Here is a 25,576-nt window from a genome sequence, read left to right as displayed (position 1 = left end):
TGGTATAGACGTTAAAAAATGTAGGTCGCCGGGCAGCCGAAAACCCTGTGGGAGCGGGCTTGCTCGCGAAGGCAGAGTGTCAGGCAACATCATTGTCGACTGACACTCTGCCTTCGCGAGCAAGCCCGCTTCCGCAGGGTTTTCGGGGTGTTCAAAATCTTTGTTATTCGCTGATCGTTAGCAGCATCCGTTGCAGCATGGCGTCACAGCCATTCAGTTGTTCGAGGCTGACGAATTCATCCGGTTTGTGGCCCTGATCCATACTGCCGGGGCCGCACACGACGGTGGGAATTCCGACGGCATCGAAAAGGCCGCCCTCGGTGCCGAAGGCCACTGTGCCGAACTCTCGGGAACCGCAGAATGCGGCGATCAACTCAGCCGCTTCGCTGTGGGCATCCGTCGCCAATCCGGGATATGCCGAGAGTTCACTGAAGCGAATCGCGCTCTGTTCACTCACCGCACGCATTCGCGGCAGCACTTGCTGCTCGGCATAGGTTTTCAGTTCCTGGGCGACGTCGCCTGGATCGTGGGAGGGAAGGGTACGGATCTCGAAGTCGAAGCGGCAATCGGCAGGGACGATGTTCAAGGCCTTGCCGCCGTCAATCACGCCGGTTTGTACGGTGCTGAAAGGCGGATCAAAACGCGCGTCTTGATGCTCGGGTGCTTTGAGCCTGTCGCCGATCCGTCCCAGCTCACCGATCAGTTCGGCGGCGTATTCAATGGCATTGACCCCAAGCGGCGCATACGCCGAATGGCACGCGTGACCCTGAATATCGCAGCGCATCGCCAGTTTGCCTTTGTGACCGAGCACCGGTTTCAGCTCGGTCGGCTCGCCGATGATGCACAGCATCGGCTTGACTGGCCGTTGCTCCAGCTCCGCCAGCAACGAACGCACGCCGAGGCAACCGACTTCTTCATCATAGGAGAGCGCGATATGCACGGGCAGCCGCAACGAGGCGTTCACCAAGGATGGAACGAGGGCAAGCACACAGGCAATGTAGCCCTTCATGTCCGCCGTTCCACGACCGTACAACTTGCCATCGCGCTCAGTGAGATCGAACGGTGCAACGGTCCACGGCTGGCCGTCGACGGGCACCACATCGGTATGTCCCGAGAGTACGATGCCCGGCAACTGCGCCGGGCCGATGGTGGCGAACAGATTGGCCTTGCTGCGTTGCTCGTTGTAGACCCGCTCACACGGCACGTCAAAGCTCGCGAGGTAGTCGCGGACAAAGTCGATGAGGTGCAGGTTTGATTCGCGGCTTGTGGTGTCGAATGCAACCAGCGTCTTCAGCAAATCGCGGCTGGTGCTCATCGGTCGTCTCCGGCGACACCGTAGCCGGGGGATTTGTCCGGGGCGAGGGCGCGGTCGATGTAGTCCTGGACTTGTGGGCGATAGGCGTCCCACAGTTTTTCCAACTGGCCGATGGGGTCTTTGTCCGCCCAGTCGACCCGCAGGTTGATGATCGGCCAGGTCAGTTCGCCGACTACCACCATCGCCGCCGAATGCACCGGCCCGGCTTCGCCACCGGCAGCGATGGCGGCTTTCATCGCGGCCAGCAAGCGGTCGGCCAGTTGTCCTTCGCCGTGCTCGAAGGCTTCAACCATGGCTTCAATCACCGAGCGGTCCGCAAGCATGTTGCCGGCGGCGACGCATTGTTCGCCGGACACGGCGTTGTGGTTGCCCAGGGTTTGCGCGCCGCTGAAATGGGCGGTCTGGCAGAGGTGGTCAATCGCAGTGATCTGCCGGTATTGGCTGTAGCCGTTGCGCGTGAGCACTTTGTCCAGCGCTTCGGCTGGGGCGAGGCCTTGCTCCAGGAGGGCGAGGACGTCCGGTCCTAGGGACGGGAGGGTGATGTTCTGTGTGGAGACGGCACCGACACCCGGCAGCAGCCAGGGGCAGCGGGCGCCGACGGCGATGCTGGAGGAACTGATCGCAATGCCGAACTGACCGGTTTCGGGGCAACGGGCGGCGATGGAGAAGGTCATGTTTTTTGCTCCTTGGTTTGCCTTGGCAAAGTGGTTGTCAGATCTGACGCCTTCGCGGGCAAACCCGCTCCCACAGGGATCTTCAGTGGCCCAAAAATGTGTACACGACGACTGACCTGTGGGAGCTGGCTTGCCTGCGATGGCCGCGACGCGGTCTACCGGTTTATTCGGGAATCACCGCAATCACATCAATCTCCATCAACCACTGCGGCTGCCCTAACGCCGACACCACCAACCCGGTCGAAATCGGAAACACGCCTTTCAACCACTTGCCCACTTCCTGATAAACCGGCTCGCGATACCGCGGATCGATCAGGTAAGTCGTGGTTTTCACGATGTGGCTCAGGTCGCTGCCAGCTTCTTCCAGCAACTGCTTGACGTTGCGCATGGCCTGCTCGGCCTGGGCTCTCGGGTCACCGAGACCCACCAGATTGCCTTCGAAATCAGTCCCGACCTGGCCGCGAACATAAACCGTGTTGCCCGCGCGGACGGCTTGGCACAGGTCGTTGTCCAGGCTCTGGTTCGGGTAGGTTTCCTTGGTGTTGAACATGCGAATACGGGTGTGGGTTGGCGTGGACATTTAAAGCTCCTGACAGAAAAAGGCTTAGGCATTGACCGTTGTTTTGTGGGCGGCCGGGGCTTTTTCGGCCTCGCGTTGCGCCGCCTCGTGGTAGTCGAGATAGGAACGCTGAATGGCGATGTGATCAGCCACATACTTGGCGTCGTGCCAAACGCCCCAGATAAACGAAGACCCGCGACGCGACTGCCAGGGCAGCCCGAGGAAATACACACCCGGTTCACTGGACACGCCGCGTTGATGTTGCGGTTTGCCCTTGTCGTCGAAGGCGTCAACGTTGAGCCAGCTGTAATCCGTGGCAAAACCGGTGGCCCAGATGATCGAGGTCACGCCGGCCTTGGCCAGGTCGAGTTCAAGAATCGGGTGGGTTACGCATTCAGGGTCGGGGAAGGTAATGCGCGCTTCAGGTTCTTCCGGCAGATCGAGGCCATTGCGTTCGATGTAAGCGTCGGCAGCGTTGAGCAACGCCAGATAATTCTCATCACCACGCGCCAGGTTCTCGGCCAGGTTCGGTTGGAACGTCGCCACACCGCCATTGAATGATTGAGTCAGGCCGACCAGCGTCATTCCGCGATGAGCGAGGCCACGGAAGTCCACGGTGCGGCCGCCATGCGCGCCACTTACCGCGATGGTGACGTGTTCCCGGCCCGGCTTCATCGCCGCCTGGTCCCATTCGCCGAGCACACCCAGCCACCAGCAGAAATCCCGGTTGCGATAGGCGCGAGGAGGGCGGTCGTGGGCGCCGACGGAGAGATAAACCTGCTTGCCGGCACGCTGCAATTCATCGGCGATCTGCACGCCCGACGAGCCGGCACCGACGACCAGAACAGCGCCTTCCGGCAATTGCTGCGGGTTGCGGTAATCGGCGGAGTGAATCTGCAGGAACGGCTGATCTTGCGGTGCAATCGGCGGGATGACCGGACGCTGGAACGGCCCGGTGGCGGCGACCACGCGGTTGGCTTCGATCACGCCTTCAGAGGTTTCAATGGTGAATCCCGCGCGACCGACGTTGCGTTCGACCTTCAGCACCTCCACACCGGTGCGGATCGGCGCGTTGAATTTCTTCGCATAGGCTTCGAAGTAATCGGCGACACGTTCTTTGGGCGCAAACGCGTCGGGGCTGAGGTCGTCAAAATCAAGGCCCGGAAAGCGGTCGTGCCACGCCGGGCCATTCGCCACCAGCGAATCCCAACGCCCGGTGCGCCAGCGCTCGGCAATACGGTTACGTTCCAGCACCAGGTGCGGCACGCCCAGTTTGCTCAGGTGTTCACTCATGGCCACGCCAGCCTGACCGGCGCCAACAATCAGCGTATCTGTTTTTATTTTTTCAGTGGTCATCTCAATACCCTTCGACGTTGGAGTCAGGTCGCGAGCGGCCTGCCATTTCTTGGGCTCAAGACTAGGGATGACCCTGGTATCGGTAAAATATTATTAAGCTGGCATTTGAGTATAAATAACTGAGGCAGAGCGTTTGACTCAGCGCCTGTTGAACCCCTGCGCCAGGATATGGTTGTATAGTGCAACTATTTTCAGGGGAGGCCTGAAGTGACTGCTCATCCCGCTCTGGTTGAAGAAATCCGCTCTGCCTCGCGCACAATGGTTCGTGAGTTGGGCTTTATGCGTGCCACATTGGCGGCCACCGACTATTCACCTTCCGCTGTACACACACTGTTGGAAATCGAGGCACGAGTGGCCCTGACTGCCGCTCAGCTCGTGCAGTTGCTCGACCTGGACAAGTCCAGTGTCAGCCGCATGGTGGCCAGGCTCATCAAGGCCGGAGAGTTGTTGGAAAGTGCCGGCACCGATGGTCGCGTCAAGCGACTGCAACTGACGAAGCAGGGCCGGCGCACGGTTGCTGCGATCCATGCCTACAGTCAAACGCAAGTCAAAACGGCGTTGGACTACTTGAATCCCTCGCAACAACAGGCGGTCGCCCAGGGGCTTTCTGCGTATGCCCATGCCTTGACTGCGCGTCGTACAGGCGAAGGCCAAACGCCGCACACCTCGGTCGAAATCAGCGCCGGTTACCGCCCTGGAGTGGTTGGGCGCGTGACGGAAATGCATGCCGCCTTCTACGCCAGGAATTCCGGATTCGGGCAGTTTTTTGAGAGCATGGTCGCCAGCGGCGTTGCCGAGTTCGTGGGGCGTCTGGATCAGCCATGCAACAACCTCTGGGTGGCGACAGTGAATGATCGCATCGTCGGCTCGATCGCCATCGATGGGCAAGATCTGGGCAACAACCAGGCCCACCTGCGCTGGTTCATCCTTGACGATGGTTGTCGTGGTGGCGGGGTTGGCCGCCAGTTGTTGCGCGAGGCGGTCGAGTTCTGCGATCGGTTCGGCTTCGAGGCCATCGAGCTTTCGACGTTCAAGGGCCTGGACGCCGCGCGTCGACTCTATGAATCGGCTGGATTTGTGCTGACGCAAGAGGAGCAAGGGAGTCAGTGGGGCCGCGTCGTCACCGAACAGCAATTCACCCGCCGCAGGCCCGATGCTCTGTCAGAAGGCGCAAGTCACCATATGACGCTGTAAACTGCCCACACTTTTTATTCCCTCAAACAAGAGAACCCCATGGCCAACCAAGACATCACCTTTACTCCCGATCCCGACGCGGATTCCATCTCCTCCGACGTTGCCGGCTTCAACGGTATCCTGGTCTCCACGCAGATCCCTACCCGCGCCGATGGCAGCCTGGAACTGGGTGACATCACTCTGCAGAGCGAGTGCACGTTGCAGGCATTGAAGGTTGCGCTGGAGCGCGCCGGCAGTTCCATGGACCGCGTCATGCACCTGACCATCTACCTCACCGACATGGCCGACCGCGCCGCGTTCAATGAGGTTTACACGCGTTTCTTCGCCAAACCGTGGCCGGTTCGCGCTGCGGTTGGCGTGGCTTCGCTGGCGGTTGAAGGCATGCGTGTGGAAGTCACCGCAATGGCGGCCAAGGGCTGAGTTCGCGAGCGTGATACACGACCTGTAGGAGCCGGCTTGCTGGCGATTGAGTAAGCCTCGGTTTTTCAGGAACACCGCGGTGATGCGATCGCCAGCAAGCCGGCTCCTGCAACGATGGCGCTTTTTGGAAAACTGTTCGTTACATCGTCTCGCTGGCGGGTGCCAGGTTGTCCAGCAACCACTCGACAAAACTCCGCGCCAACGGATTGTTCTCGCTGTCCCGATGCGTCAACAACGCCCAGTTCGGCCCGCGAATGGTTTCCTCTACCAACGGTTGCAACAGTCCATCGGCGCGCGCCTGCCGACTCAGTAACTGACTGACCAACGCAATCCCCAGCCCCGCGCACGCCGCATCCAGCAGCAAGCCAGGATCGGAAAAATTCAACCCCTGATCCTTCTGCCCCACGTCGATACCAGCCTCCACGGCCCAATGACTCCAGTCCATTTCGCGCTCGCCGTGAAGGGTGGTGCGCTGTTCGATGGGCACCGCCAACACATCCGGGTGACAGGCCGGATAGAGGCGGTCTGCGTGCAGGACCTTGAAGCTGCATTCGGCCTGGGAGCTGATGTCATCGCGTACCGCGAGGTCGATGGTCTGGGTGGTCATGTCCGGGACTTCGTCGGTGCTGAAAATCCACAAATCGACTTCCGGATGTTGCCGACGAAAATCTCCGAGGCGTGGCAACAACCAATGGCGGGCAAACGTCGGCGTGGTGTTGAGCACCAGTTGGTTGGGTTTCTGGTATTGCCCCAGACGGCGAATGCCGACCGCCAGTTGCTGCAATAGCGCCTGAGTGGTGCTGAGCAAATCGTGACCGGCATCGGTCAGGCTGACACTGCGCCCACTGCGGAAAAACAGCGGCTGCTCAAGGTACGCCTCAAGGGTTCGAATCTGCTGGCTGATGGCCGACTGAGTCAGGTGCAACTCGTCGGCGGCCTTGTGAAAACTGCCCAGCCGAGCGGCTGCTTCGAAGCCGCGAAGGGTGCTGAGCGGCGGCCAGTGCTTGAGCATATTGATAAGTTCCTCTAATCACTTTTCTGCAAAATCCATCGTTTGTTCGCCCGTTTTTACGGCCGTAGCATGCATGCCAAGACCGCCAAGGCAGTTTTCATTGAACACAATGACTTAACTAAGGGCTTTTAACATGCAGCAGCACGCACATCAAAACAATGGCTGGTGGATGCCGGCAGAATGGGTAAAACACGCCGCGACCTGGATGGTCTGGCCGCACAACCAGGCACTCTGGGAGTCGGGTTGGCGCGTTACCCTGGCGCAAGTGCAGAACGATTTTGCCGGGGTGGCCAACGCCATCGCCCGTTTCGAACCGGTGAAAATGGTGGTCGATCCGTCGGCGGTGGCGAGTGCCCAGGCGCTGTGCGGACCCGGCATCGAGCTGATCGAATTGGCGGTGAACGACAGTTGGTGCCGTGACTCCGGCCCAAGCTTCGTCTGCCACCCGCAACAAGGCCTGGCCGGGGTGAGCTGGCGCTTCAACGCGTGGGGCGGCAAGTCGGCGCACGATCTGGATGAAGGCCTGGCGCGGCGGGCACTGAATCACCTTGGCTTGCCGTGCTTTGGCACACCGTTGAGCAACGAAGGCGGCGCAATTCATGTGGACGGCGAGGGCACGCTGATCACCACCGAGTCGGTGTTGCTCAATCCCAACCGCAATCCCGGAATGAACAAGGCTGAAATGGAGGAGATCTTCACGCGTCTGCTGGGCGTGAAGAAAACCATCTGGCTGCCGGGCGATCCGGACTATGTGACCGGCGACATGACGGACGGCCATGTCGATGGCGTTTGCGCGTTCGCACGCCCCGGCGTGTTGCTGGTGGATGCCACCCATGACAAGCAGTCGGTGTATGCCGAAGTGGCCCGCGAGAATCGCCGCGCGCTGGAACTGGCCAGCGATGCCCAAGGACGCAAGTTCGAGCTGATCGAACTCTATGAAGCCACTGATGCGGTGGACACCGAAGCCGAAGTGTTCTGCGCTTCCTACACCAATTTCTACATTGCCAACGGCGCAATCATCATGCCGGCCTATGGCATCGATGCCGATAACGCAGCGGCCGAGGTATTGGCCAAGGCATTCCCGGGGCGCGAAGTGTTGCCGGTGCGGATCAATCACCTGGCCCATGGCGGCGGCGGGGTGCATTGCATCACCCAGCAGCAGCCCGCCTGGCCAGTGAAGGGGTGATGCCATGACCCTGATGACGATCGCTACCACCCAAATGCCCTGCACCTGGGACTTGCCCCATAACCTCGATCTTGCCGAGCAGCTGGTTCGTGAGGCGGCTGCGAAGGGCGCTCAGGTCATCCTGTTGCAGGAGCTCTTCGCCACGCTGTATTTCTGCATCGAGCAAAGCCATAAGCATCTGGCACTGGCTGAAGAATACCGCTACAGCCGCGTACTCAAACGCTTTGCCGCATTGGCCAAGGAGTTGGGCGTGGTGCTGCCGCTGAGCTGGTTCGAGAAGGCCGGCAATGCATACTTCAATTCCTTGAGCGTGGCGGATGCCGACGGGCGCCTGCTGGGGGTGTACCGCAAGACCCACATCCCCAACGCCATCGGCTATCAGGAGAAGGAATACTTTAGCCCCGGCGATACCGGCTTCAGGGTCTGGGACACCGCGTTCGGGCGCATCGGTGTGGGGATTTGCTGGGATCAGTGGTTCCCCGAGACCGCGCGCTGCCTGGCGTTGATGGGCGCCGAAGTCTTGCTGTTTCCCACCGCGATCGGCTCTGAACCTGGCTGCTCAGCACTGGATTCACGCGATCACTGGCAGATGACCATGCGCGGTCATGCGGCGGCGAACATCCTGCCAGTGGTAGCAGCCAATCGCGTCGGCCGAGAAATGGCAACCACCGACCCGACCTTGCAAATGAGCTTCTACGGCTCGTCCTTCATCTGCAACCACAAGGGCAAATTGCTCGCCGAGGCCGACCGTGACAGCACCGGCGTGCTGGTGCACAGCCTCGACCTGGCCGCCATGCGCGAAGAACGCCTGAGCTGGGGCATCTACCGCGACCGCCGCCCGGACATGTACGGCGCGCTGTTGAGTCAGGACGGTCGTCACCTTCATGCACGCTGGAACACTCAAGGAGTTTGATATGCGTATTCCGCACACGCTATTACTCGGCGCCTTGGGCCTGGCACTTGTCTCGTCGTCGCTGCACGCCGAAGAGAAAACCCTCAGGCTGTACAACTGGGCCGATTATTTTGCCGAAGACACCCTGAGCCGATTCACCGCTGAAACCGGGATCAAGGTGATCTACGACGTCATGGATGGCAGCGAAACACTGGAAGCCAAGATGCTCGCCGGCGGCAGCGGATATGACTTGATCTTCCCCGGCGATACGGTGGCGGAGCGCTTGATGCGCGCCGGCAGCCTGATGCCACTGGATCGCACCAAACTCACGGCGCTGGATGACATCGAACCCGGTTTGCAGAAGCTGCGCCGCCAGTATGAAACGTCGAGTCAGGCTACCGTGCCTTACACGTGGGGCACCATCGGCCTGACCTACAATGATGAGCAGATCAAACAGCGATTGCCGAATGCACCGGTCAACAGCCTCGATATGTTGTTCAAACCGGAGCTGGTCGGCAAATTTGCCGATTGCGGTATCTCGATGATCGACTCACCGGATGAAGTGCTTGCCGTCGTGCTCAATTATCTGGGCCGGGAACCGCGTAGCGCCAAACCCGAAGACCTCGCGGCGGCGAGTGAGCTGCTGATGAAGCTGCGGCCACACATCCGCAAGTTCCAGTCGCAACCGGTGACCGATCTGGTGAATGGCAACCTGTGCGTGTCGCTCGGCTACAGCGGCGACATGACCCAGGCGCAAAGGACGTCAGACAGTGCCGGCAAGCACACGAAATTCGAGTACCGCATTCCCCGTGAAGGCACCACGGTGTGGATGGACACCATGGCCATACCGGTCGACGCCAAACATCCTGAATACGCCTACGCGTTCATCAACTTCGTCATGCGTGCGGAGAACATGGCGGCCATCAGTAACTTCACCGGCTACCCGACTTCCAATGCCAAGGCACGTCCGGGCGTCGATGCGACGATGCGCAACAACCCGGACATTTATCTAGATGAAGCCACTTATGCGCGGCTGATTCCGGGCAAGGACATTCCCCAGTCCGAAATGCGCGCGCGGATGCGCACCTGGACCAAGTTCAAGACGGCTACGGCGAAATGAGTCAATTTTCAAAGGATCACTGCATGTCGACGCGTCGCGATTTCATCAGACAGGTATCGGTACTGGTGAGTGTGGGCGCGGCAGCGTCCTCCGGATTGGGCCTGATGCCCCTGCCAGTGCACGCGGCGACGCAGGGCCGTTGGCGCATGCCGGAGGAGGGCGACCGACACGAGCGGGCCTTCATTGCCTTTGGTGCACAAGAGGCCATCTGGGAAGACTTCACGGCTGACGTGCAAGCGGCGCTTGGTCGGATCGCGCGGAGCATCGCCCGCTATGAGCCGGTCACTGTTTTCTGCCGTCCGCAAGAGCGGAGTCTGGCGGAACAACATTGCGGTACTTCCAATATCGCCTACGTCACCACCGGGCTCGACGATATCTGGATGCGCGATACCGGCGCCAATTTCGTCATCGACGGGCAAGGCAGGCTCGGTGCCGTGGATTTCAATTTCAACGGCTGGGGCGATAAACAACAGCATGACAACGATGCTCGCCTGGCGGCTCAGGTCGCCGACACGACGGATGCCCGCTATCTGCGCAGCGAACTGGTGGGCGAGGGCGGCGGTATCGAAGTGGACGGTCACGGCACCGGGATCATGACCGAGAGCAGCTGGATCAACCGCAATCGCAACCCTGACTGGAGCAAAACTGAAGTCGAACAAGAACTGAAGGACCGTCTCGGCCTGCGCAAGATCATCTGGCTGCCGGGCATCAAAGGCAAAGACATCGCCGATGCCCATGTCGATTTCTACGCCCGTTTCGTCAAGCCCGGCGTGGTGATCGCCAACCTCGACAACGACCCCGAGTCATACGATTACAAGGTCACCCGTGCCCATCTGGATATTTTGAAAAATGCCACGGATGCCGATGGTCGAAAGCTGCAGGTCCATACCGTGTCGCCACCGCTGAATCCGCGAAAAAGCCAATTCAATCGCAACAACCCGGACTTTGCGGCGGGCTACATCAACTACTTCGTGATCAACGGCGCGGTCATAGCGCCGGAGTTTGGTGACGAGACGGCAGATGCCAAAGCTTTCGATCTGTTGTCCGAACTCTATCCGGATCGAGAGGTGGTACAGCTGAACATCGACGCCATATCCGCTGGGGGGGGCGGTATACATTGTGTGACCAGTCACCAGCCGTATGCTTCAGTACTACTTCTCGATCAGTAAACAGGTTCGGGCACAAAGTATGAGCAGTCAGTTGGCGCGCATGGCGGATCTGGACAGGCGTTATGCCGTCTGCGAACGCTTCTCTGGCTGCTGGAAGAACTGACTGCGCGAGCACGGTGTTTTGAGTCTCGACAATCGTCTGGAGCCTTGCATGAAAGTAGGCGTGATCTCCGATACCCATGGCCTGCTCCGCCCGGAAGCCGTTGCTGCTTTGCAGGGATGTGAGCGGATCATTCACGCGGGCGACATCGGCAACGTCGATATTCTTGATCAGCTGGCGTTGATCGCCCCACTGTATGTCGTACGCGGGAACAACGACCTGGACGCCCCTTGGGCCGAACATCTCGCAGACAATTTGCGTTTCGATCTCAACGGGTTGGAGACGTTGCTGGTGCATGACATCGCCGATGTCCCGGTCGTGCTTGATGCGGCCATCAAGCTGGTGGTCACCGGCCATTCGCACAAGCCACTCATCGAATGGCGTGGTGAACGGCTTTACCTCAATCCCGGCAGTGCGGGGCGCAGGCGCTTCAAACTGCCGGTGACGCTGGCGTTGCTGGAGGTGCTTGAGGCTTCAATTGAGCCGCGTCTGGTCTCGTTGCTGGAGTGATTTTCACAAAAAGAAACGGCTCGTTAAACGAGCCGTCGTTGTGAAGATTCCTGGCGGAGAAAGGTCAGATCAACCTCAAAGATGATCCGCATCAATCACCGCTTTGGCGAACGCCTTCGGATCTTCCTGCGGCAAGTTGTGACCGATGCCGCCGTTGATCAACCGGAACTCGTATTTGCCGGTAAAGCGCTTGGCGTAGTCCTCGGGGTTAGGGTGCGGCGCGCCGTTGGCATCGCCTTCCATCGTGATGGTCGGCACGCTGATCGACGGCGCCGTGGCCAGTTTCTGCTCCAGCGCTTCGTATTGAGGCTCGCCCTTAACCATGCCCAGACGCCAGCGGTAGTTGAACACGGTGATCTCGACATGGTCCGGGTTTTCCAACGCCTTGGCGCTGCGGTCGAACGTGGCGTCATCGAACGCCCATTTCGGCGAAGCCAGTTGCCAGATCAACTTGGCGAAGTCGTGGGTGTTTTTCTCGTACCCGGCGCGACCGCGGTCGGTGGCGAAGTAGAACTGATACCACCACTGCAATTCAGCCTTGGGTGGCAGCGGGTTCTTGCCGGCCGCCTGGTTGCCGATCAGATAGCCGCTGACCGAGACCAGTGCCTTGACCCGTTCTGGCCACAACGCCGAGACGATGTCGGCTGAACGCGCGCCCCAGTCATAGCCGCCGAGCACGGCTTGTTTGATCTTCAGCGCATCCATGAAGTCGATGACGTCGCTGGCCAGGGCTGCCGGTTGACCATTGCGCACGGTTTTCTCTGACAGAAAATGCGTATCGCCATAACCACGCGCATACGGCATCAGCACTCGATAGCCCTTCGCGGCCAGCAGCGGTGCGACCTCGTCATAACTGTGAATGTCGTACGGCCAGCCGTGCAGTAGAATCACCACCGGCCCATCGGCCGGGCCGGTTTCGGCGTACGCCACGTTCAGCAGTCCGGCCTTGACGTGCTTCAGCGGACCGAACGGGGACGGTGTTGTGTAAGTGGCATCGGCCTTGATTGCGGCTGGCTGTGCAGCGGTAGTCGATTGGGCGTTGGCTGCACCGATCGCGCCAAACAGGGCGAATGCGAGGACCGATGCGCCGACCAGACGGCGGTGGTTTTTACCGTTTTTGTTCTGCAGTGCCATCTTCATAGTGATGTCTCCGTTGCAAGCCGTTGGCCAGGGGTTCTGGCTGATCCCCTTGAAACCTTGGGTGCATTTGAACGCGGTGACGTGTCTGGGCTGTGTCGAATCGCAGGTCGGGTGAAAACTCATGTATCAAGAGGATAGACAGATACACAGTGATACATAGCGGGGCGCAGGAACGACATCCTTCCGCAACGGTGACGACAGCAAAATTCCGCCATCACAGTTACGTTCATTTCCATCCGGTACTCAGGCACTACACAAATCATCTGTAGGAGCCGGCTTGCTGGCGATCGCGGTGGGTCAGTCGACAAGATGATCGTCTGAACGGACGTCATCGCCAGCAAGCCGGCTCCTACAGGGGGGCGTACGTCTGGGGAGTTTTGTCGTACTGCAGGACGATAAAGGCTGCTTCCCTCGCTACATTGCCGGTCTCGACTCTCGCATCGACGTTGGCCGGGAATCTATCGAGCGTATGCCCAAGGAATTCTCTGGTTAATTGAATTTCATCCGGCACTCAGGCACTACACAAATCACCTGTAGGAGCCGGCTTGCTGGCGATCGCGGTGGGTCAGTCGACAAGATGATCGTCTGAACGGACGTCATCGCCATCAAGCCGGCTCCTACAGGGGGGCGTACGTCTGGGGAGTTTTGTCGTACTGCAGGACGATAAAGGCTGCTTCCCTCGCTAAATTGCCGGTATCGACTCTCGGATCGACGTTGGCCGTGAATCTATCGAGCGTATGTCCAAGGAATTCTCTGGTTAGTTGAATTTCATCCGGTACTCAGGCGCTACACAAATCATCTGTAGGAGCCGGCTTGCTGGCGATCGCGGTGGGTCAGTCGACAAGATGATCGTCTGAACGGACGCGATCGCCAGCAAGCCGGCTCCTACAGGGGGCGTACGTCTGGAGAGTTTTGTCGTACTGCAGGACGATAAAGGCTGCTTCCCTCGCTACATTGCCGGTCTCGACTCTCGGATCGACGTTGGCCTATCGAGCGTATGTCCAAGGAATTCTCTGGTTAGTTGAATTTCATCCGGCACTCAGGCACTACACAAATCACCTGTAGGAGCCGGCTTGCTGGCAATCGCGGTGGGTCAGTCGACAAGATAATCGTCTGAACGGACGCGATCGCCAGCAAGCCGGCTCCTACAGGGGGGGCGTACGTCTGGAGAGTTAAAGTGCAGTCTGCCGGAGGTATTTGAAACCCTGTGGAGTAATGTGCTCGGCCCAGCGAGAGAGCGAATTCTGCCGTTCGGCGTTTCGTCCCTGGGCGACGACGGCGATGACGCCAAGGTCGTGGGCTTGGCTACGCGTTCCTCGGACGATAATCAGCCCCCTGTCGGCGCTGAGCGTGCTTGCGATGGTCGTCAACGATAACGCGGGGCACCCGATTGCCCGCATCGTCCAGACGTTCTTCGCGAGCAGGCTCGCTTCCACAGAATCAGATCAGCGGCATCGGTCAGATTTGTTCCAGCAACCAGCTACGGAAGGCGATCAGCGATGGCAGCCTTTCGTTGCGCGGCGGGTAGGTCAGGTAGTAACTGCGTTGACTGGCGAAGGGCAGGCCGAGGCTGATCAGCTCGGCGTTGGCCAACTCGTCGGTCACCAGGATGCGCGGTACCAGACCGATGCCGATGCCGGCCCTGACGGCCTGGATCAAGTGCGAGGTGAGTTCGAAGCTCGGTCCCAGGCGCATCATTCGATGGGGCAGGCCATGGTGGCTGAACCACTCGCCCCAGACGTTGGCATTGTTCGCGACGTTGAGCAGCGTCTGTCCGCCAATGCGCTCCGGGGTCCAGCTGTCATGGGCCTCGGCCGCTTGTGGAGACATGATCACCATCAGTTCTTCAGTGTGCAGACGATGGCTGATCAGGCCCGGCAGGTCGGAATTGCCGACGACGATCGCAGCATCGATGCCGCTGGTTTCGAAGTCGATGGCGTCGATCCGGGAGTTGATGTGCACCAGCATGCCGGGATGGGTTTTGTAGAAATCGTGAAGACGCGGCAATAACCACTTCGAACCGAACGTTGGCAGTGTGGCCAGGCGCAAGGTGCCGCTGCCCGATTGATAAGCCATCGCCTGCAACGTGGCGCTGCGGATGCGTCCGAGCGCTTCACTCATTTCCCGCTGATAAAGACGACCGACATCGGTCAACTGAACCTGCCGGCCTTCGCGGCGAAACAGCGTCAGGCCCAGTTGCTGCTCCAGCGCCTGGACTTGTCGGCTGACGGCGCTTTGGGTCAGTGAGAGCTCCATCGCGGCACGGGTGTAGCTTTCATGCCGAGCCGCGGCTTCAAAGGCCAGCAGCAACGACATGGAGGGGGTGAGATGGCGGTAATTCATTCGTAAAAGTCATCGATAGCGGCAGGATTATCCGTTTGTCCGGCGCCAGAACCTACGGGATCATTGATGCAGCCGACGACCTGAGGCTGACCGATTAATGCCCAGGCGACAAGTATTTTGATTTTTTTCGTGATTAGACCGACAAGAGAACAGCCTGCAATGATCGCCCAGTTGCCCACCGTTGCACTCGCGGCACAGTACCCGGGATTTCTTCAAGCCCTGCGTGCCAGCGGTTTCCGCGGTCAGCTCAGTGCCGACTACGCCACCCGCACCGTGCTGGCGACCGACAACTCGATTTACCAGCGCCTGCCGCAAGCGGCGGTGTTCCCGATGGACGCCGACGACATCGTGCGCATCGCTGCATTGATGGCCGAACCGCGCTTTCGCCAGATCAAGCTGACCCCGCGCGGTGGCGGTACCGGCACCAACGGCCAGTCATTGACCGACGGCATCGTGGTCGACCTGTCGCGGCACATGAACACGATTCTGGAAATCAACGTCGCCGAGCGTTGGGTGCGGGTGCAGGCGGGCGTGGTCAAGGACCAGCTCAATGCCGCGCTCAAGCCTCATGGGCTGTTCTTCGCACCGGAGTTGTCGACGTCCAACCGTGCCACCGTCGGCGGCATGATCAACACGGATGCCAGCGGCCAGGGCAGTTGCACCTACGGCAAGACCCGCGATCATGTGCTGGAACTGCACAGCGTGCTGCTCGGTGGTGAGCGTCTGCACAGCCATCCACTGTCCGACTCTGAGTTGGAGGCAGCATGCGCACAGCCCGGCCGCATCGGCGAGGTGTACCGCACCGCGCGGCAGATACAGGAAACCCAGACCGACCTCATCGAGTCGGTGTTCCCCAAACTCAATCGCTGCCTGACCGGTTACGACCTGGCGCACCTGCGAGACGAGCAGGGGCGTTTCAACCTCAATAGCGTGCTGTGCGGTGCGGAAGGTTCGTTGGGCTATATCGTCGAGGCCAAGCTCAACGTGCTGCCGATTCCCAAGTATTCGGTGCTGGTGAACGTGCGCTACAGCAGCTTCATGGATGCGCTGCGCGACGCCAATGCGTTGCTGGCGCACAAGCCGTTGTCCATCGAAACCGTGGATTCCAAAGTGTTGATGCTGGCGATGAAAGACATCGTCTGGCACAGCGTCGCCGAGTATTTCCCGGCAGACGCCGATCGCCCGACGCTGGGTATCAATCTGGTGGAGTTCAGCGGGGAAGACCTGTCGGACGTGAACGCTCGCGTGGCGTCGTTCGTCGAGCATCTGCAGGCCGACACGACGATCGAGCGCCTGGGCCATACGCTGGCCGAAGGGGCCGAGGCGGTAACCCGCGTGTACGCCATGCGTAAACGCTCCGTCGGGTTGCTGGGCAACGTCGAAGGCGAGGTTCGGCCACAGCCTTTTGTTGAAGACACTGCCGTGCCACCGGAGAAACTGGCCGACTACATCACAGAGTTTCGTGCATTGCTCGACAGTTACGGCCTGGCCTACGGCATGTTCGGTCACGTCGATGCCGGCGTGTTGCATGTGCGCCCGGCGCTGGACATGAAAGACCCGGCCCAGGCCGCGCTGGTCAAACCGATTTCCGATGCCGTGGCCAAGCTGACCCAGCGTTATGGGGGGTTGCTGTGGGGCGAGCACGGCAAGGGTTTGCGTTCGGAATATGTCCCCGAATTTTTTGGCGAACTGTACCCGGCGCTGCAATCGCTCAAGGGCGCGTTCGACCCGCACAATCAGCTCAACCCCGGCAAAATCTGCACGCCACCGAATGCCGTCCAGGGCTTGCTCAAAGTCAACGAAGTCACGTTGCGCGGTGATCTGGATCGGCAAATCGATGAGCGTGTCTGGCAAAGTTTCGGCAGCGCTGTGCACTGCAACGGTAACGGCGCCTGCTACAACTACGACCCCAACGATGCGATGTGCCCGTCGTGGAAAGCCACCCGTGAACGCCAGCATTCGCCGAAGGGCAGGGCGTCACTGATTCGCGAGTGGTTGCGCCTGCAAGGTGCGGCGAATATCGATGTACTGGAAGCGGTCCGGGGCACGTTGTCTTGGCTTGGCGGGTTGCCGACGCGGTTGCGCAACAACCTGGCGCGTTCGCGGGGCGAGGCGGATTTCTCCCACGAGGTGTACGAGGCGATGGCGGGTTGTCTGGCCTGCAAATCCTGTGCGGGGCAATGTCCGGTCAAGGTCAATGTACCGGAATTCAGATCGCGTTTTCTGGAGCTGTATCACGGTCGCTATCAACGTCCGCTTCGTGACTATCTGATCGGTTCGCTGGAGTTCACCATTCCTTATATGGCTTACGCGCCGGGCCTGTACAACGCGGTGATGGGCGCGAAATGGATGAGCCGCTTGCTTGAACGACACGTCGGCATGCTCGACAGTCCGTTGATCAACCGCTACGACTTTCAGGCCACCCTGACTCGCTGCAACGTCGTTGCCGCCAGCGTGCCGGCCCTGCGCGCACTGACCGTCGAGCAACGTCAGCGTAGCGTGGTGCTGGTGCAGGATGCCTTCACCCGTTACTTCGAAACCCCATTGCTGGCGAGCTTTATCGAGTTGGCGCACCAGTTGGGTTATCGGGTGTTTTTGGCGCCTTACAGTGCCAACGGCAAGCCTTTGCATGTCCAGGGCTTCCTCGGCGCATTCGCCAGGGCGGCGATCCGTAACGCCAGTCAGCTCAAGGCGCTGGCTGACTGCGAAGTGCCGCTGGTGGGGCTGGACCCGGCGATGACGCTGGTCTACCGCCAGGAGTACCAGAAAGTGCCGGGGCTCAATGCCTGCCCGAAGGTTTTGCTGCCCCAGGAATGGCTCTTCGATGTGCTGCCTGAAAACCCTCTTCCCGCTACGCAGACATTCCGTTTGCTGGCGCACTGCACCGAGAAGACCAACGTCCCGGCCAGTACTTCGCAATGGGAAGCCGTGTTTGCCCGGCTTGGACTCAAGCTGGTGACGGAGGCGACTGGCTGTTGCGGGATGTCCGGCACCTACGGCCATGAAGCACGAAACCAGGACACTTCGCGGACCATTTTCGAGCAGTCATGGGCCGGCAAACTGGACAAGATGGGTGAAGCGCTGGCGACGGGTTACTCGTGTCGCAGTCAGGTCAAACGCTTGGCCAGCAGACAACTTCGTCATCCGTTGGAAGTGGTGTTGGAGCATTCGCGCGTCAAGTGAGAGGGATTGAGTCGTCCTTTGGACGGTCAATGCTGGCTGAAACGCTTGCCTGCTCTTCTGTTTTAGAGGCAGCAGGCCATGCATCGATGACCGACTGCAGGAACTGCCTGGACAACTCAGGGTTGTCCAGCGCCCTGGCAATCAGCATCGCCCCCGCTATCGACGACAGTATGCGCAGCGATTCCTGGTGCTTCTCGTCATGGGTTTCGCCCTCGACCAACTCCATCAGCAAGTCGATCAATTGCTCGATGCCTTTGGTGAAGGAACTGCTGACAGCGCCGCCGGTGCGGGCAACATCGGCGGCCAATGCCGGAATGGGGCAGCCGTCGGTCCAGTTGTTCAGATGCCCTTGCGTCAGGTAACGCCTGATGAGTTCGGGAATCGATTTGGCGTCTTGCCAATCCTGAATATTGGACTCGAACGTCCGGGTTACAGCCTCCGATGCCAGCTGTTCCTTGCCGCCCGGAAACTGTCCGTAAAAACCGCCGTGGGTCAGGCCGACGGAACGCGACAGTTCACCAATACCGATGCCATCGATTCCCTTTTCCCGGTACATACGCGACGCAGCCGTGAGGATTGCCTCTTTGTTCGCGGCGGCCTGGTCTTTCGTGACTTTCATGAGACTGCTCCTGTAGCCCGTTTGGTTTCGCTTACGCAAAGCTTCGCTGAGAGGCTGGTATTGATGATGCGCGTCATATAAAGTCGCTGCAATGGCTTTGTCGGCATCGACGCCAGTCTGGCGATCCCGGGCCGGCGGCTCAAGTCAAAAATCCCTACGTGGACCTGACCCATGAAACGTAATGATCTGCGCAGTATCGATCTGAATTTGCTGGTGGTATTCGAAGCGCTCATCCAGGAACGCAACCTCACTCGCGCTGCTGAGCAGTTATCGCTGGGCCAGCCCGCTGTCAGCGCGGCACTGGTGCGACTGAGAAAGCTGTTCAACGACCCTTTGTTCGAGCGCATCGGTCGCCGGATGGTGCCCACCGCACGGGCATTGAGTGCGGCGCAGACGCTGGGGCCGGCGCTGGATTGCGTTCGTACTGCGATCACCAATACCAAGGTTTGACCGGGCCGATCCCTTTTTTTGCCCTTAAACATGATGCCTATCATTATTGATGATAGCCAACTTCATTTCATTCGATTCGTCGTGACCTCGCGCGAGGCCGAGAATCCGGAAAATTCATAAATCGTCTGGCGGACATACCCCATGGAACAGTCACTCAAACCTTTGCGTTATCCCCTTGCCGCGTTGGCGCTGGTGGCACTTGCCGCCTGTGAACGCACGCCCAGTGCCGCGCAGGCTCCGGGGGCGCCGCACGTCACCGTCGCCAAGGTGCTTGAGCAGCCCATTACCGAATGGGATGAAGTCACCGCTCGCCTGGAAGCACCGGAAACCGTAGAGGTTCGTCCACGGGTTTCGGGACAGATCGAACGCGTTGCCTTTACCGATGGGGCATTGGTGAAGAAGGGCGACTTGCTGTTCCAGATTGATCCACGTCCGTTCGAACATGAAGTGCATCGCATCGAGGCGCAGCTGCAACAGGCTCGCGCCACGCTGGTTCGTACCGGTAACGAAGCGCAGCGCGGCCAGCGGTTGTTGAGCAGTAACGCGATCTCCGCCGAGCTGGCCGACACCCGCACCACCACCGCGCAAGAAGCCAGGGCTGGCGTCGATGCCATTCAGGCGCAGCTGGATCTGGCGCGTTTGAACCTCAGCTTCACCCGCGTCACCGCACCGATCAGCGGCCGTGTCAGCCGTGCGGAAATCACCGCTGGCAACATCGTGACCGCCGACACCACAGCGCTGACCAGCGTGGTCTCCACCGACAAGGTCTACGCCTACTTTGATGCCGATGAACGCATGTTCCTCAAGTACAGCCTGCTTTCCCGTCAGGGCCAGCGCGGTCAAGCCACCCCGGTGTACATGGGCTTGTCGAACGAGGAGGGCAACAGCCACCTCGGGCAGATGAACTTTGTCGACAACCAGGTCAATCCGAAAACCGGCACCATCCGTGGCCGCGCAGTGTTCGACAATGCTGACGGTCAGTACACCCCCGGTCTGTATGCCCGGTTGAAACTGGTGGGCAGCGCCGCTTATCCCGGCCTGCTGATCAAAGATGAAGCGGTGGGCACCGACCTCGGCAAGAAATTCGTGCTGGTGGTCGATCAGGACAACAAAGCGGTCTATCGCAGCGTCGATCTGGGGCCGAAGCTTGAAGGCTTGCGCATCGTGCGCAGCGGTCTGAAAAAAGAAGATCGCATCGTCATCAATGGCCTGCAGCGTGTGCGGCCCGGCGCAGTCATCGACCCTCAGGATGCGCCGATGGCCAGCCCGGAAACAGTCGCCACACTGGCCCGCCAGCGTCAGGCGATCGATGCCTCCAATCAGACGACCTCCGCTAAATCACCCGCTCTGGTGAAAGCGGAAGCTGCCGCTGCGCCTCGCGGATAAGGAGCATCGACATGAAGTTCTCCCAGTTCTTTATCACGCGCCCGATCTTCGCGGCGGTGCTGTCGCTGCTGATTCTGATCGCTGGCGCCATCTCGCTGTTCCAGTTGCCGATCAGCGAATACCCCGAGGTGGTTCCACCGACCGTCGTGGTCCACGCCAACTATCCGGGCGCCAACCCGAAAGTCATCGGCGAAACCGTGGCGGCTCCTTTGGAGCAAGCCATCACCGGCGTCGAGAACATGCTGTACATGTCCTCGCAATCCACGGCTGACGGCCGGCTAACCCTCACCGTGACGTTCGCCTTGGGCACCGATCTGGACAATGCCCAGGTTCAAGTCCAGAACCGTGTGACCCGCACCGAGCCAAAACTGCCCGAAGAAGTGACGCGCATCGGTATTACCGTCGACAAGGCGTCACCCGAACTGACGATGGTTGTGCATCTGACCTCGCCGGACAAGCGCTACGACATGCTGTACCTGTCCAACTACGCAATCCTCAACGTCAAGGATGAGCTGACGCGCCTGAACGGTATCGGTGACGTAAAGATGTTCGGTATCGGCGACTACTCGCTGCGTATCTGGCTCGATCCGAACAAGACCGCTTCACGCAACCTGACCGCGACAGACGTCGTCAACGCGGTGCGTGAACAGAACCGTCAAGTCGCGGCCGGGCAACTGGGTTCGCCCCCGGCGCCCAATGCCACGAGCTTTCAGATGTCGATCAACTCCCAGGGGCGGCTGGTCAGCGAAGAAGAGTTTGAAAACGTGATCGTCCGCAGCGGTGCGAACGGCGAGATCACTCGCCTCAAAGACATCGCACGGATTGAACTGGGTTCCAACCAATACGCATTGCGCGCCCTGCTCAACAACCAGGAAGCGGTAGCGATGCCGATCTTCCAGCGCCCCGGTTCCAATGCGATCGACGTCTCCGACCAGGTACGGGAGACGATGGCCAGGCTCAAGCAGAATTTCCCGGAAGGCATGGACTACGAGATCGTCTATGACCCCACCATTTTCGTCCGCAGTTCGATTGAAGCGGTGGTCCATACGCTGTTCGAAGCGCTGGTCCTGGTAGTGCTAGTGGTGATCCTGTTCCTGCAAACCTGGCGTGCCTCGATCATTCCGTTGGTGGCGGTGCCGGTGTCGCTGATCGGTACGTTTGCGGTGATGCATTTGTTTGGCTTCTCGCTGAATGCCTTGTCGCTGTTCGGTCTGGTGCTGGCCATCGGCATCGTGGTCGACGATGCGATTGTGGTGGTGGAGAACGTCGAGCGAAACATTGAGTTGGGCCTCGACCCGAAGGAGGCCACCCAAAAAGCCATGGGCGAAGTGACCGGGCCGATCATCGCCACGGCGCTGGTGTTGTGTGCGGTGTTCGTGCCAGCGGCGTTCATCTCCGGGCTGACAGGACAGTTCTATAAACAGTTCGCGTTGACCATTGCCATCTCCACGGTGATCTCGGCGTTCAACTCGCTGACCTTGTCGCCGGCATTGGCGGCCGTGTTGCTCAAGGCCCATGGCTCCCCGAAAGACCGTTTCTCCAAAGTGCTGGATCGCATGTTTGGCGGTTGGCTGTTCAAGCCGTTCAACCGGGTCTTCGAAAAGGCCAGCCATGGTTATGTGATTGGCGTGGCCAAAATCATTCGCGGCAGCAGCGTGGCCTTGCTGGTATATGCCGGACTGATCGCCATGACCTACATGGGTTTCAGCACTACGCCGACCGGCTTCGTACCGACTCAGGATAAAAAGTACCTGGTGACCTTCGCGCAACTGCCGGATGCCGCGAGCCTTGATCGCACGGAATCGGTGATTCGCCGCATGAGCACCATCGCCATGAACGAGCCGGGCTTCGACAGCGCCGTGGCATTCCCCGGGCTGTCGATCAATGGTTTCACCAACAGCCCGAACGCCGGCATTGCGTTCATCGGCTTGAGTTCTTTCGATGAGCGTAAAGACCCGAGCCTGTCAGCCCGCGCGATTTCCGCCTCGCTCAATGCCAAGTTCGGTGGCATTCAGGATGCTTACATCGCTGTATTCCCGCCACCGCCGGTGCAAGGCCTGGGCACCATCGGCGGCTTCCGTCTGCAGATCGAGGACCGCGGCAACCTGGGGTATGACGAGCTGTATAAAGAGACGATGAACGTCATCACCAAGAGCCGTAGCGTTCCGGAACTGGCCAACCTGTTCACCAGTTACACCGTCAACGTGCCGCAGGTCGAAGCCGCCATTGACCGGGAAAAAGCCAAGACTCACGGCGTGAAGATCAACGATATCTTCGACACCTTGCAGGTGTACCTGGGCTCGCTGTACGCGAACGACTTCAACCGTTTCGGCCGGACCTATCAGGTCAACGTGCAGGCCGAGCAACAGTTCCGCCAGGAGCCTGAACAGATCGGTCAGTTGAAGGTGCGCAATGATCGCGGCGAGATGATTCCGTTGGCCACGTTCGTCAAGGTCAGCCCGACATCGGGCCCTGACCGGGTTTCGCACTACAACGGTTTCCTCACCGCAGAAATCAACGGCAGTGCAGCCCCCGGCTACAGCTCCGGCCAGGCACAGGCCGCCATCGAAAAACTGCTGAAGGCAGAATTGCCTAACGGCATGACCTACGAATGGACCGACCTGACCTACCAGCAGATCTTGTCCGGCAACACGGCTCTGCTGGTGTTCCCGCTCTGCGTGCTGTTGGCGTTCCTGGTGCTGGCTGCGTTGTATGAGAGCTGGAGCCTGCCATTGGCGGTGATTCTGATCGTGCCGATGACCCTGCTGTCGGCGATTGCCGGGGTGATCATTTCCAAGGGTGACAACAACATCTTCACCCAGATTGGCCTGATCGTGCTGGTCGGCCTGGCTTGCAAGAACGCGATCCTGATCGTCGAATTCGCCAAGGACAAACAGGACCAGGGCCTGTCGCCGCTGGATGCAGTGCTGGAAGCCTGCCGCCTGCGTCTACGGCCGATTCTGATGACGTCCTTCGCCTTCATCATGGGCGTGATTCCATTGGTGACATCCACTGGTGCCGGCTCGGAAATGCGTCGTGCAATGGGTGTCGCGGTGTTCTCCGGAATGCTCGGTGTGACCTTCTTCGGATTGCTGCTTACGCCAGTGTTCTTCGTTCTGATCCGTCGCTACATCGAGCGCAAAAACGCGCGCAATGCCACCAAGGCTCATCAGGCAAACGCACTCAATCAGGAGGCGCATTCATGAATACCTTGAAGCTTTTTTTACCCAGCCTTCTGGTCGTCGCGCTCGCCGCCTGCACGGTGGGCCCCGACTACAAAGCGCCCGACACCGCGCCTGCCAACATCGTGTCGGCGCAAGCCGGACACTACGATCAATCGCGTTTTGAAACGGTGTGGTGGCAGCAGTTCGATGACCCCACGCTGAACCAGTTGGTAAGCAAGTCCCTGGAAGGCAACCGCGACTTGCGCGTCGCGTTTGCTCGCTGGAAAGCGGCCCGGGCGATTCGTGACGACATCAGTAACGACAATCTGCCGGTCGTCACCAGCCGCGTCAGCAGTCAGCATGGCAAGTCGCAAGTGCCGGGCCAGACCGACAGCCGAGTCAATATCGAGCGTTACGATCTGGGCCTGGACATGGCGTGGGAAGTCGATCTCTTCGGCCGGATCCAGCGCCAACTGGAATCCAGCGACGCCCAGGAAGATGCTGCAGCGGCAGACCTGTATCAGCTTCGCGTGACGATGATTGCCGAGCTGGTGGATGCCTACGGCCAATTGCGCGGCGCGCAGCTGCGGGAAAAAATCGCCCTGGCGAACCTGAAGAATCAACAGGACTCGCGCACCGTGACGGTCAGCCTGCGCGACGCGGGCGTGGGCAGCGAACTCGATGTGGTGCGTGCCGACGCACGTTTGGCGGCTGTCGAGGCAACTGTTCCGCAACTGCAAGCGGAGCAGGTGCGGCAGAAAAACCGCATCGCCACGCTCTTGGGTGAACGCCCGGATACATTGAGCGTGTCGTTGAACCCCGCCGAGTTGCCCGCTATTGCCAAAGCGCTGCCGATCGGTGATCCCGCCGAATTGTTGCGCCGGCGTCCCGATGTGCTTGCCGCCGAGCGCAGGCTGGCTTCCGCTACTGCTGATATTGGCGTGGCCACCGCCGACCTGTTTCCGAGAGTGAGCCTGAGTGGATTCCTCGGTTTCACTGCAGGCCGTGGTTCGCAGATTGGCGCCAGCGCGGCCAGGGCCTGGGGGGTGGGTCCGAGCATTACCTGGGCGGCATTTGACCTGGGCAGTGTACGGGCGCGCATTCGTGGTGCCGACGCCAATGCCGAAGGCGCCTTGGCCACCTATGAACAGCAAGTGCTGCTGGCGCTGGAAGAATCGGAAAACGCTTTCAGTGATTACGGCAAACGCCAGCAGCGGTTGCTGTCGTTGATCAAGCAAAGCGAGTCGAGCCGTGCGGCGGCAGACCTGGCGGCTATCCAGTACAAGGAAGGCACGGTGGATTATCTGGTACTGCTGGATGCGCAGCGTGAACGGCTGAACGCCGAGGATGCTCAGGCGCTGGGGGAAATTGATCAGTACCGGGGAATTGTTGCTATCTATAAGGCGCTGGGGGGAGGGTGGGGCAGTGGTGGCCAACGAACTGATGGTGGCGTGAAATCTATCGCCCAGCGCTGACGGTGTGGATCGGCCTGGCGGATACCTTCGATAGGGAAAAGAATTTTTAAGCGGGGGTTGACCGCGTATTTTAATCCTGTACTATTCGCCTCCCGCTAGCGAGCAGCTTGATGTTGCTTCTGGCCTAAGCGATTGATTTTGATAACAAAATCATTAGTTTTTAAGGGTTGCAACTAGAGGAAGCGTGCTGTAAAGTGCGCGCCTCGGTTGAGACGAAAGGCTCAACCAACCGCTCTTTAACAACTGAATCAAGCAATTCGTGTGGGTGCTTGTGGAGTCAGACTGATAGTCAACAAGATTATCAGCATC

Annotated in this window: 20 protein-coding genes; 12 read left to right on the top strand and 8 right to left on the bottom strand. The window is 59.7% G+C overall.

The features are described from left to right. Positions 1 to 163 precede the first annotated feature (163 nt). The 4 genes from argE to FBY04_RS11780 all read right to left on the bottom strand — a co-directional run bounded on the left by argE (position 164) and on the right by FBY04_RS11780 (position 3,904). Positions 164 to 1,315 (bottom strand): acetylornithine deacetylase, encoded by a 1,152-nt coding sequence (gene argE, locus FBY04_RS11795; protein ID WP_145315301.1) that lies wholly within the window; start codon positions 1,313 to 1,315, stop codon positions 164 to 166. Next, on the bottom strand, positions 1,312 to 1,989 hold the full coding sequence (locus FBY04_RS11790) for a DUF1028 domain-containing protein (RefSeq protein WP_145315300.1): 678 nt from the start codon (positions 1,987 to 1,989) through the stop codon (positions 1,312 to 1,314). Before FBY04_RS11790 ends, argE begins: the two co-directional genes overlap by 4 nt. Before the next feature lie 163 nt (positions 1,990 to 2,152). Next, on the bottom strand, positions 2,153 to 2,569 hold the full coding sequence (locus tag FBY04_RS11785; protein WP_046027689.1) for a RidA family protein: 417 nt from the start codon (positions 2,567 to 2,569) through the stop codon (positions 2,153 to 2,155). Positions 2,570 to 2,593: 24 nt separating this feature from the next. Next, positions 2,594 to 3,904, bottom strand: a complete 1,311-nt coding sequence (locus tag FBY04_RS11780) for an NAD(P)/FAD-dependent oxidoreductase (protein WP_145315299.1) — start codon at positions 3,902 to 3,904, stop codon at positions 2,594 to 2,596. A 207-nt stretch (positions 3,905 to 4,111) separates the two neighbouring features. Between FBY04_RS11780 and FBY04_RS11775 the strand changes: the two genes are divergently transcribed. Further along, on the top strand, positions 4,112 to 5,098 hold the full coding sequence (locus FBY04_RS11775; RefSeq protein ID WP_145315298.1) for a helix-turn-helix domain-containing GNAT family N-acetyltransferase: 987 nt from the start codon (positions 4,112 to 4,114) through the stop codon (positions 5,096 to 5,098). 39 nt (positions 5,099 to 5,137) lie between these two features. Continuing rightward, the gene (locus FBY04_RS11770) at positions 5,138 to 5,518 is read left to right on the top strand and encodes a RidA family protein (RefSeq protein ID WP_084322879.1); all 381 of its coding nucleotides are present in this window, start codon (positions 5,138 to 5,140) and stop codon (positions 5,516 to 5,518) included. A gap of 139 nt (positions 5,519 to 5,657) precedes the next feature. Here FBY04_RS11770 and FBY04_RS11765 read toward each other — a convergent pair whose 3' ends face one another. Next, the gene (locus tag FBY04_RS11765) at positions 5,658 to 6,530 is read right to left on the bottom strand and encodes a LysR substrate-binding domain-containing protein (protein WP_084322880.1); all 873 of its coding nucleotides are present in this window, start codon (positions 6,528 to 6,530) and stop codon (positions 5,658 to 5,660) included. Between the two features lie 133 nt (positions 6,531 to 6,663). Here FBY04_RS11765 and FBY04_RS11760 point away from each other — a divergent pair, with 133 nt between their 5' ends. The 5 genes from FBY04_RS11760 (at position 6,664) to FBY04_RS11740 (ending at position 11,507) form a co-directional block, all read left to right on the top strand. After that, positions 6,664 to 7,716 carry an agmatine/peptidylarginine deiminase gene (locus tag FBY04_RS11760; protein WP_145315297.1) on the top strand — a complete coding sequence of 351 codons (1,053 nt, stop codon included), beginning with the start codon at positions 6,664 to 6,666 and terminating at the stop codon, positions 7,714 to 7,716. A 4-nt stretch (positions 7,717 to 7,720) separates the two neighbouring features. Beyond that, positions 7,721 to 8,629 carry an N-carbamoylputrescine amidase gene (aguB, locus tag FBY04_RS11755; protein ID WP_145315296.1) on the top strand — a complete coding sequence of 303 codons (909 nt, stop codon included), beginning with the start codon at positions 7,721 to 7,723 and terminating at the stop codon, positions 8,627 to 8,629. A gap of 1 nt (position 8,630) precedes the next feature. Then, on the top strand, positions 8,631 to 9,728 hold the full coding sequence (locus FBY04_RS11750) for an extracellular solute-binding protein (protein ID WP_145315295.1): 1,098 nt from the start codon (positions 8,631 to 8,633) through the stop codon (positions 9,726 to 9,728). A 23-nt stretch (positions 9,729 to 9,751) separates the two neighbouring features. After that, complete coding sequence (locus FBY04_RS11745; RefSeq protein ID WP_145315294.1) at positions 9,752 to 10,897, top strand: agmatine/peptidylarginine deiminase; 1,146 nt, start codon at positions 9,752 to 9,754, stop codon at positions 10,895 to 10,897. Positions 10,898 to 11,048: 151 nt separating this feature from the next. Then, positions 11,049 to 11,507 carry a metallophosphoesterase family protein gene (locus FBY04_RS11740; RefSeq protein ID WP_145315293.1) on the top strand — a complete coding sequence of 153 codons (459 nt, stop codon included), beginning with the start codon at positions 11,049 to 11,051 and terminating at the stop codon, positions 11,505 to 11,507. A gap of 75 nt (positions 11,508 to 11,582) precedes the next feature. Here the strand turns inward: FBY04_RS11740 and FBY04_RS11735 are convergent, their stop codons facing one another. Both FBY04_RS11735 and FBY04_RS11730 read right to left on the bottom strand, forming a co-directional pair. After that, entirely contained in the window at positions 11,583 to 12,647 is a 1,065-nt protein-coding gene (locus tag FBY04_RS11735) for an alpha/beta fold hydrolase (protein ID WP_145315292.1), read from the bottom strand. 1,458 nt (positions 12,648 to 14,105) lie between these two features. Next, a complete protein-coding gene (locus FBY04_RS11730; protein WP_084323814.1) occupies positions 14,106 to 14,990 on the bottom strand; it encodes a LysR substrate-binding domain-containing protein in 885 nt (294 codons plus the stop codon). 159 nt (positions 14,991 to 15,149) lie between these two features. Between FBY04_RS11730 and FBY04_RS11725 the strand changes: the two genes are divergently transcribed. Next, entirely contained in the window at positions 15,150 to 18,173 is a 3,024-nt protein-coding gene (locus FBY04_RS11725; RefSeq protein ID WP_145315291.1) for an FAD-binding and (Fe-S)-binding domain-containing protein, read from the top strand. Here FBY04_RS11725 and FBY04_RS11720 read toward each other — a convergent pair. Next, positions 18,166 to 18,792, bottom strand: coding sequence for a TetR/AcrR family transcriptional regulator (locus FBY04_RS11720; protein WP_145315290.1), 627 nt, complete (start codon positions 18,790 to 18,792; stop codon positions 18,166 to 18,168). The two genes, FBY04_RS11725 and FBY04_RS11720, sit on opposite strands and share 8 nt — an antisense overlap. A gap of 171 nt (positions 18,793 to 18,963) precedes the next feature. On the opposite strand from FBY04_RS11720, the gene FBY04_RS11715 reads away from it, so the two are divergent. From FBY04_RS11715 to FBY04_RS11700, 4 genes are all read left to right on the top strand, one after another. Further along, positions 18,964 to 19,242 carry a LysR family transcriptional regulator gene (locus FBY04_RS11715; RefSeq protein WP_084323811.1) on the top strand — a complete coding sequence of 93 codons (279 nt, stop codon included), beginning with the start codon at positions 18,964 to 18,966 and terminating at the stop codon, positions 19,240 to 19,242. A 141-nt stretch (positions 19,243 to 19,383) separates the two neighbouring features. Next, positions 19,384 to 20,628: a multidrug efflux RND transporter periplasmic adaptor subunit MexE gene (gene mexE / locus FBY04_RS11710; protein WP_084323810.1), complete on the top strand. Its 1,245-nt coding sequence runs from the start codon at positions 19,384 to 19,386 to the stop codon at positions 20,626 to 20,628. A gap of 11 nt (positions 20,629 to 20,639) precedes the next feature. Then, complete coding sequence (locus FBY04_RS11705) at positions 20,640 to 23,834, top strand: efflux RND transporter permease subunit (RefSeq protein WP_084323809.1); 3,195 nt, start codon at positions 20,640 to 20,642, stop codon at positions 23,832 to 23,834. Beyond that, positions 23,831 to 25,267 carry an efflux transporter outer membrane subunit gene (locus tag FBY04_RS11700; RefSeq protein WP_145315289.1) on the top strand — a complete coding sequence of 479 codons (1,437 nt, stop codon included), beginning with the start codon at positions 23,831 to 23,833 and terminating at the stop codon, positions 25,265 to 25,267. Before FBY04_RS11705 ends, FBY04_RS11700 begins: the two co-directional genes overlap by 4 nt. Positions 25,268 to 25,576 lie beyond the last annotated feature (309 nt).

Source organism: Pseudomonas sp. SJZ080, assembly GCF_007828295.1.
GTDB lineage: Bacteria > Pseudomonadota > Gammaproteobacteria > Pseudomonadales > Pseudomonadaceae > Aquipseudomonas > Aquipseudomonas migulae_A.
The sequence above is the reverse complement of the archived record's forward strand: the minus strand, read 5'-3'. Positions and strand labels throughout refer to the sequence as shown.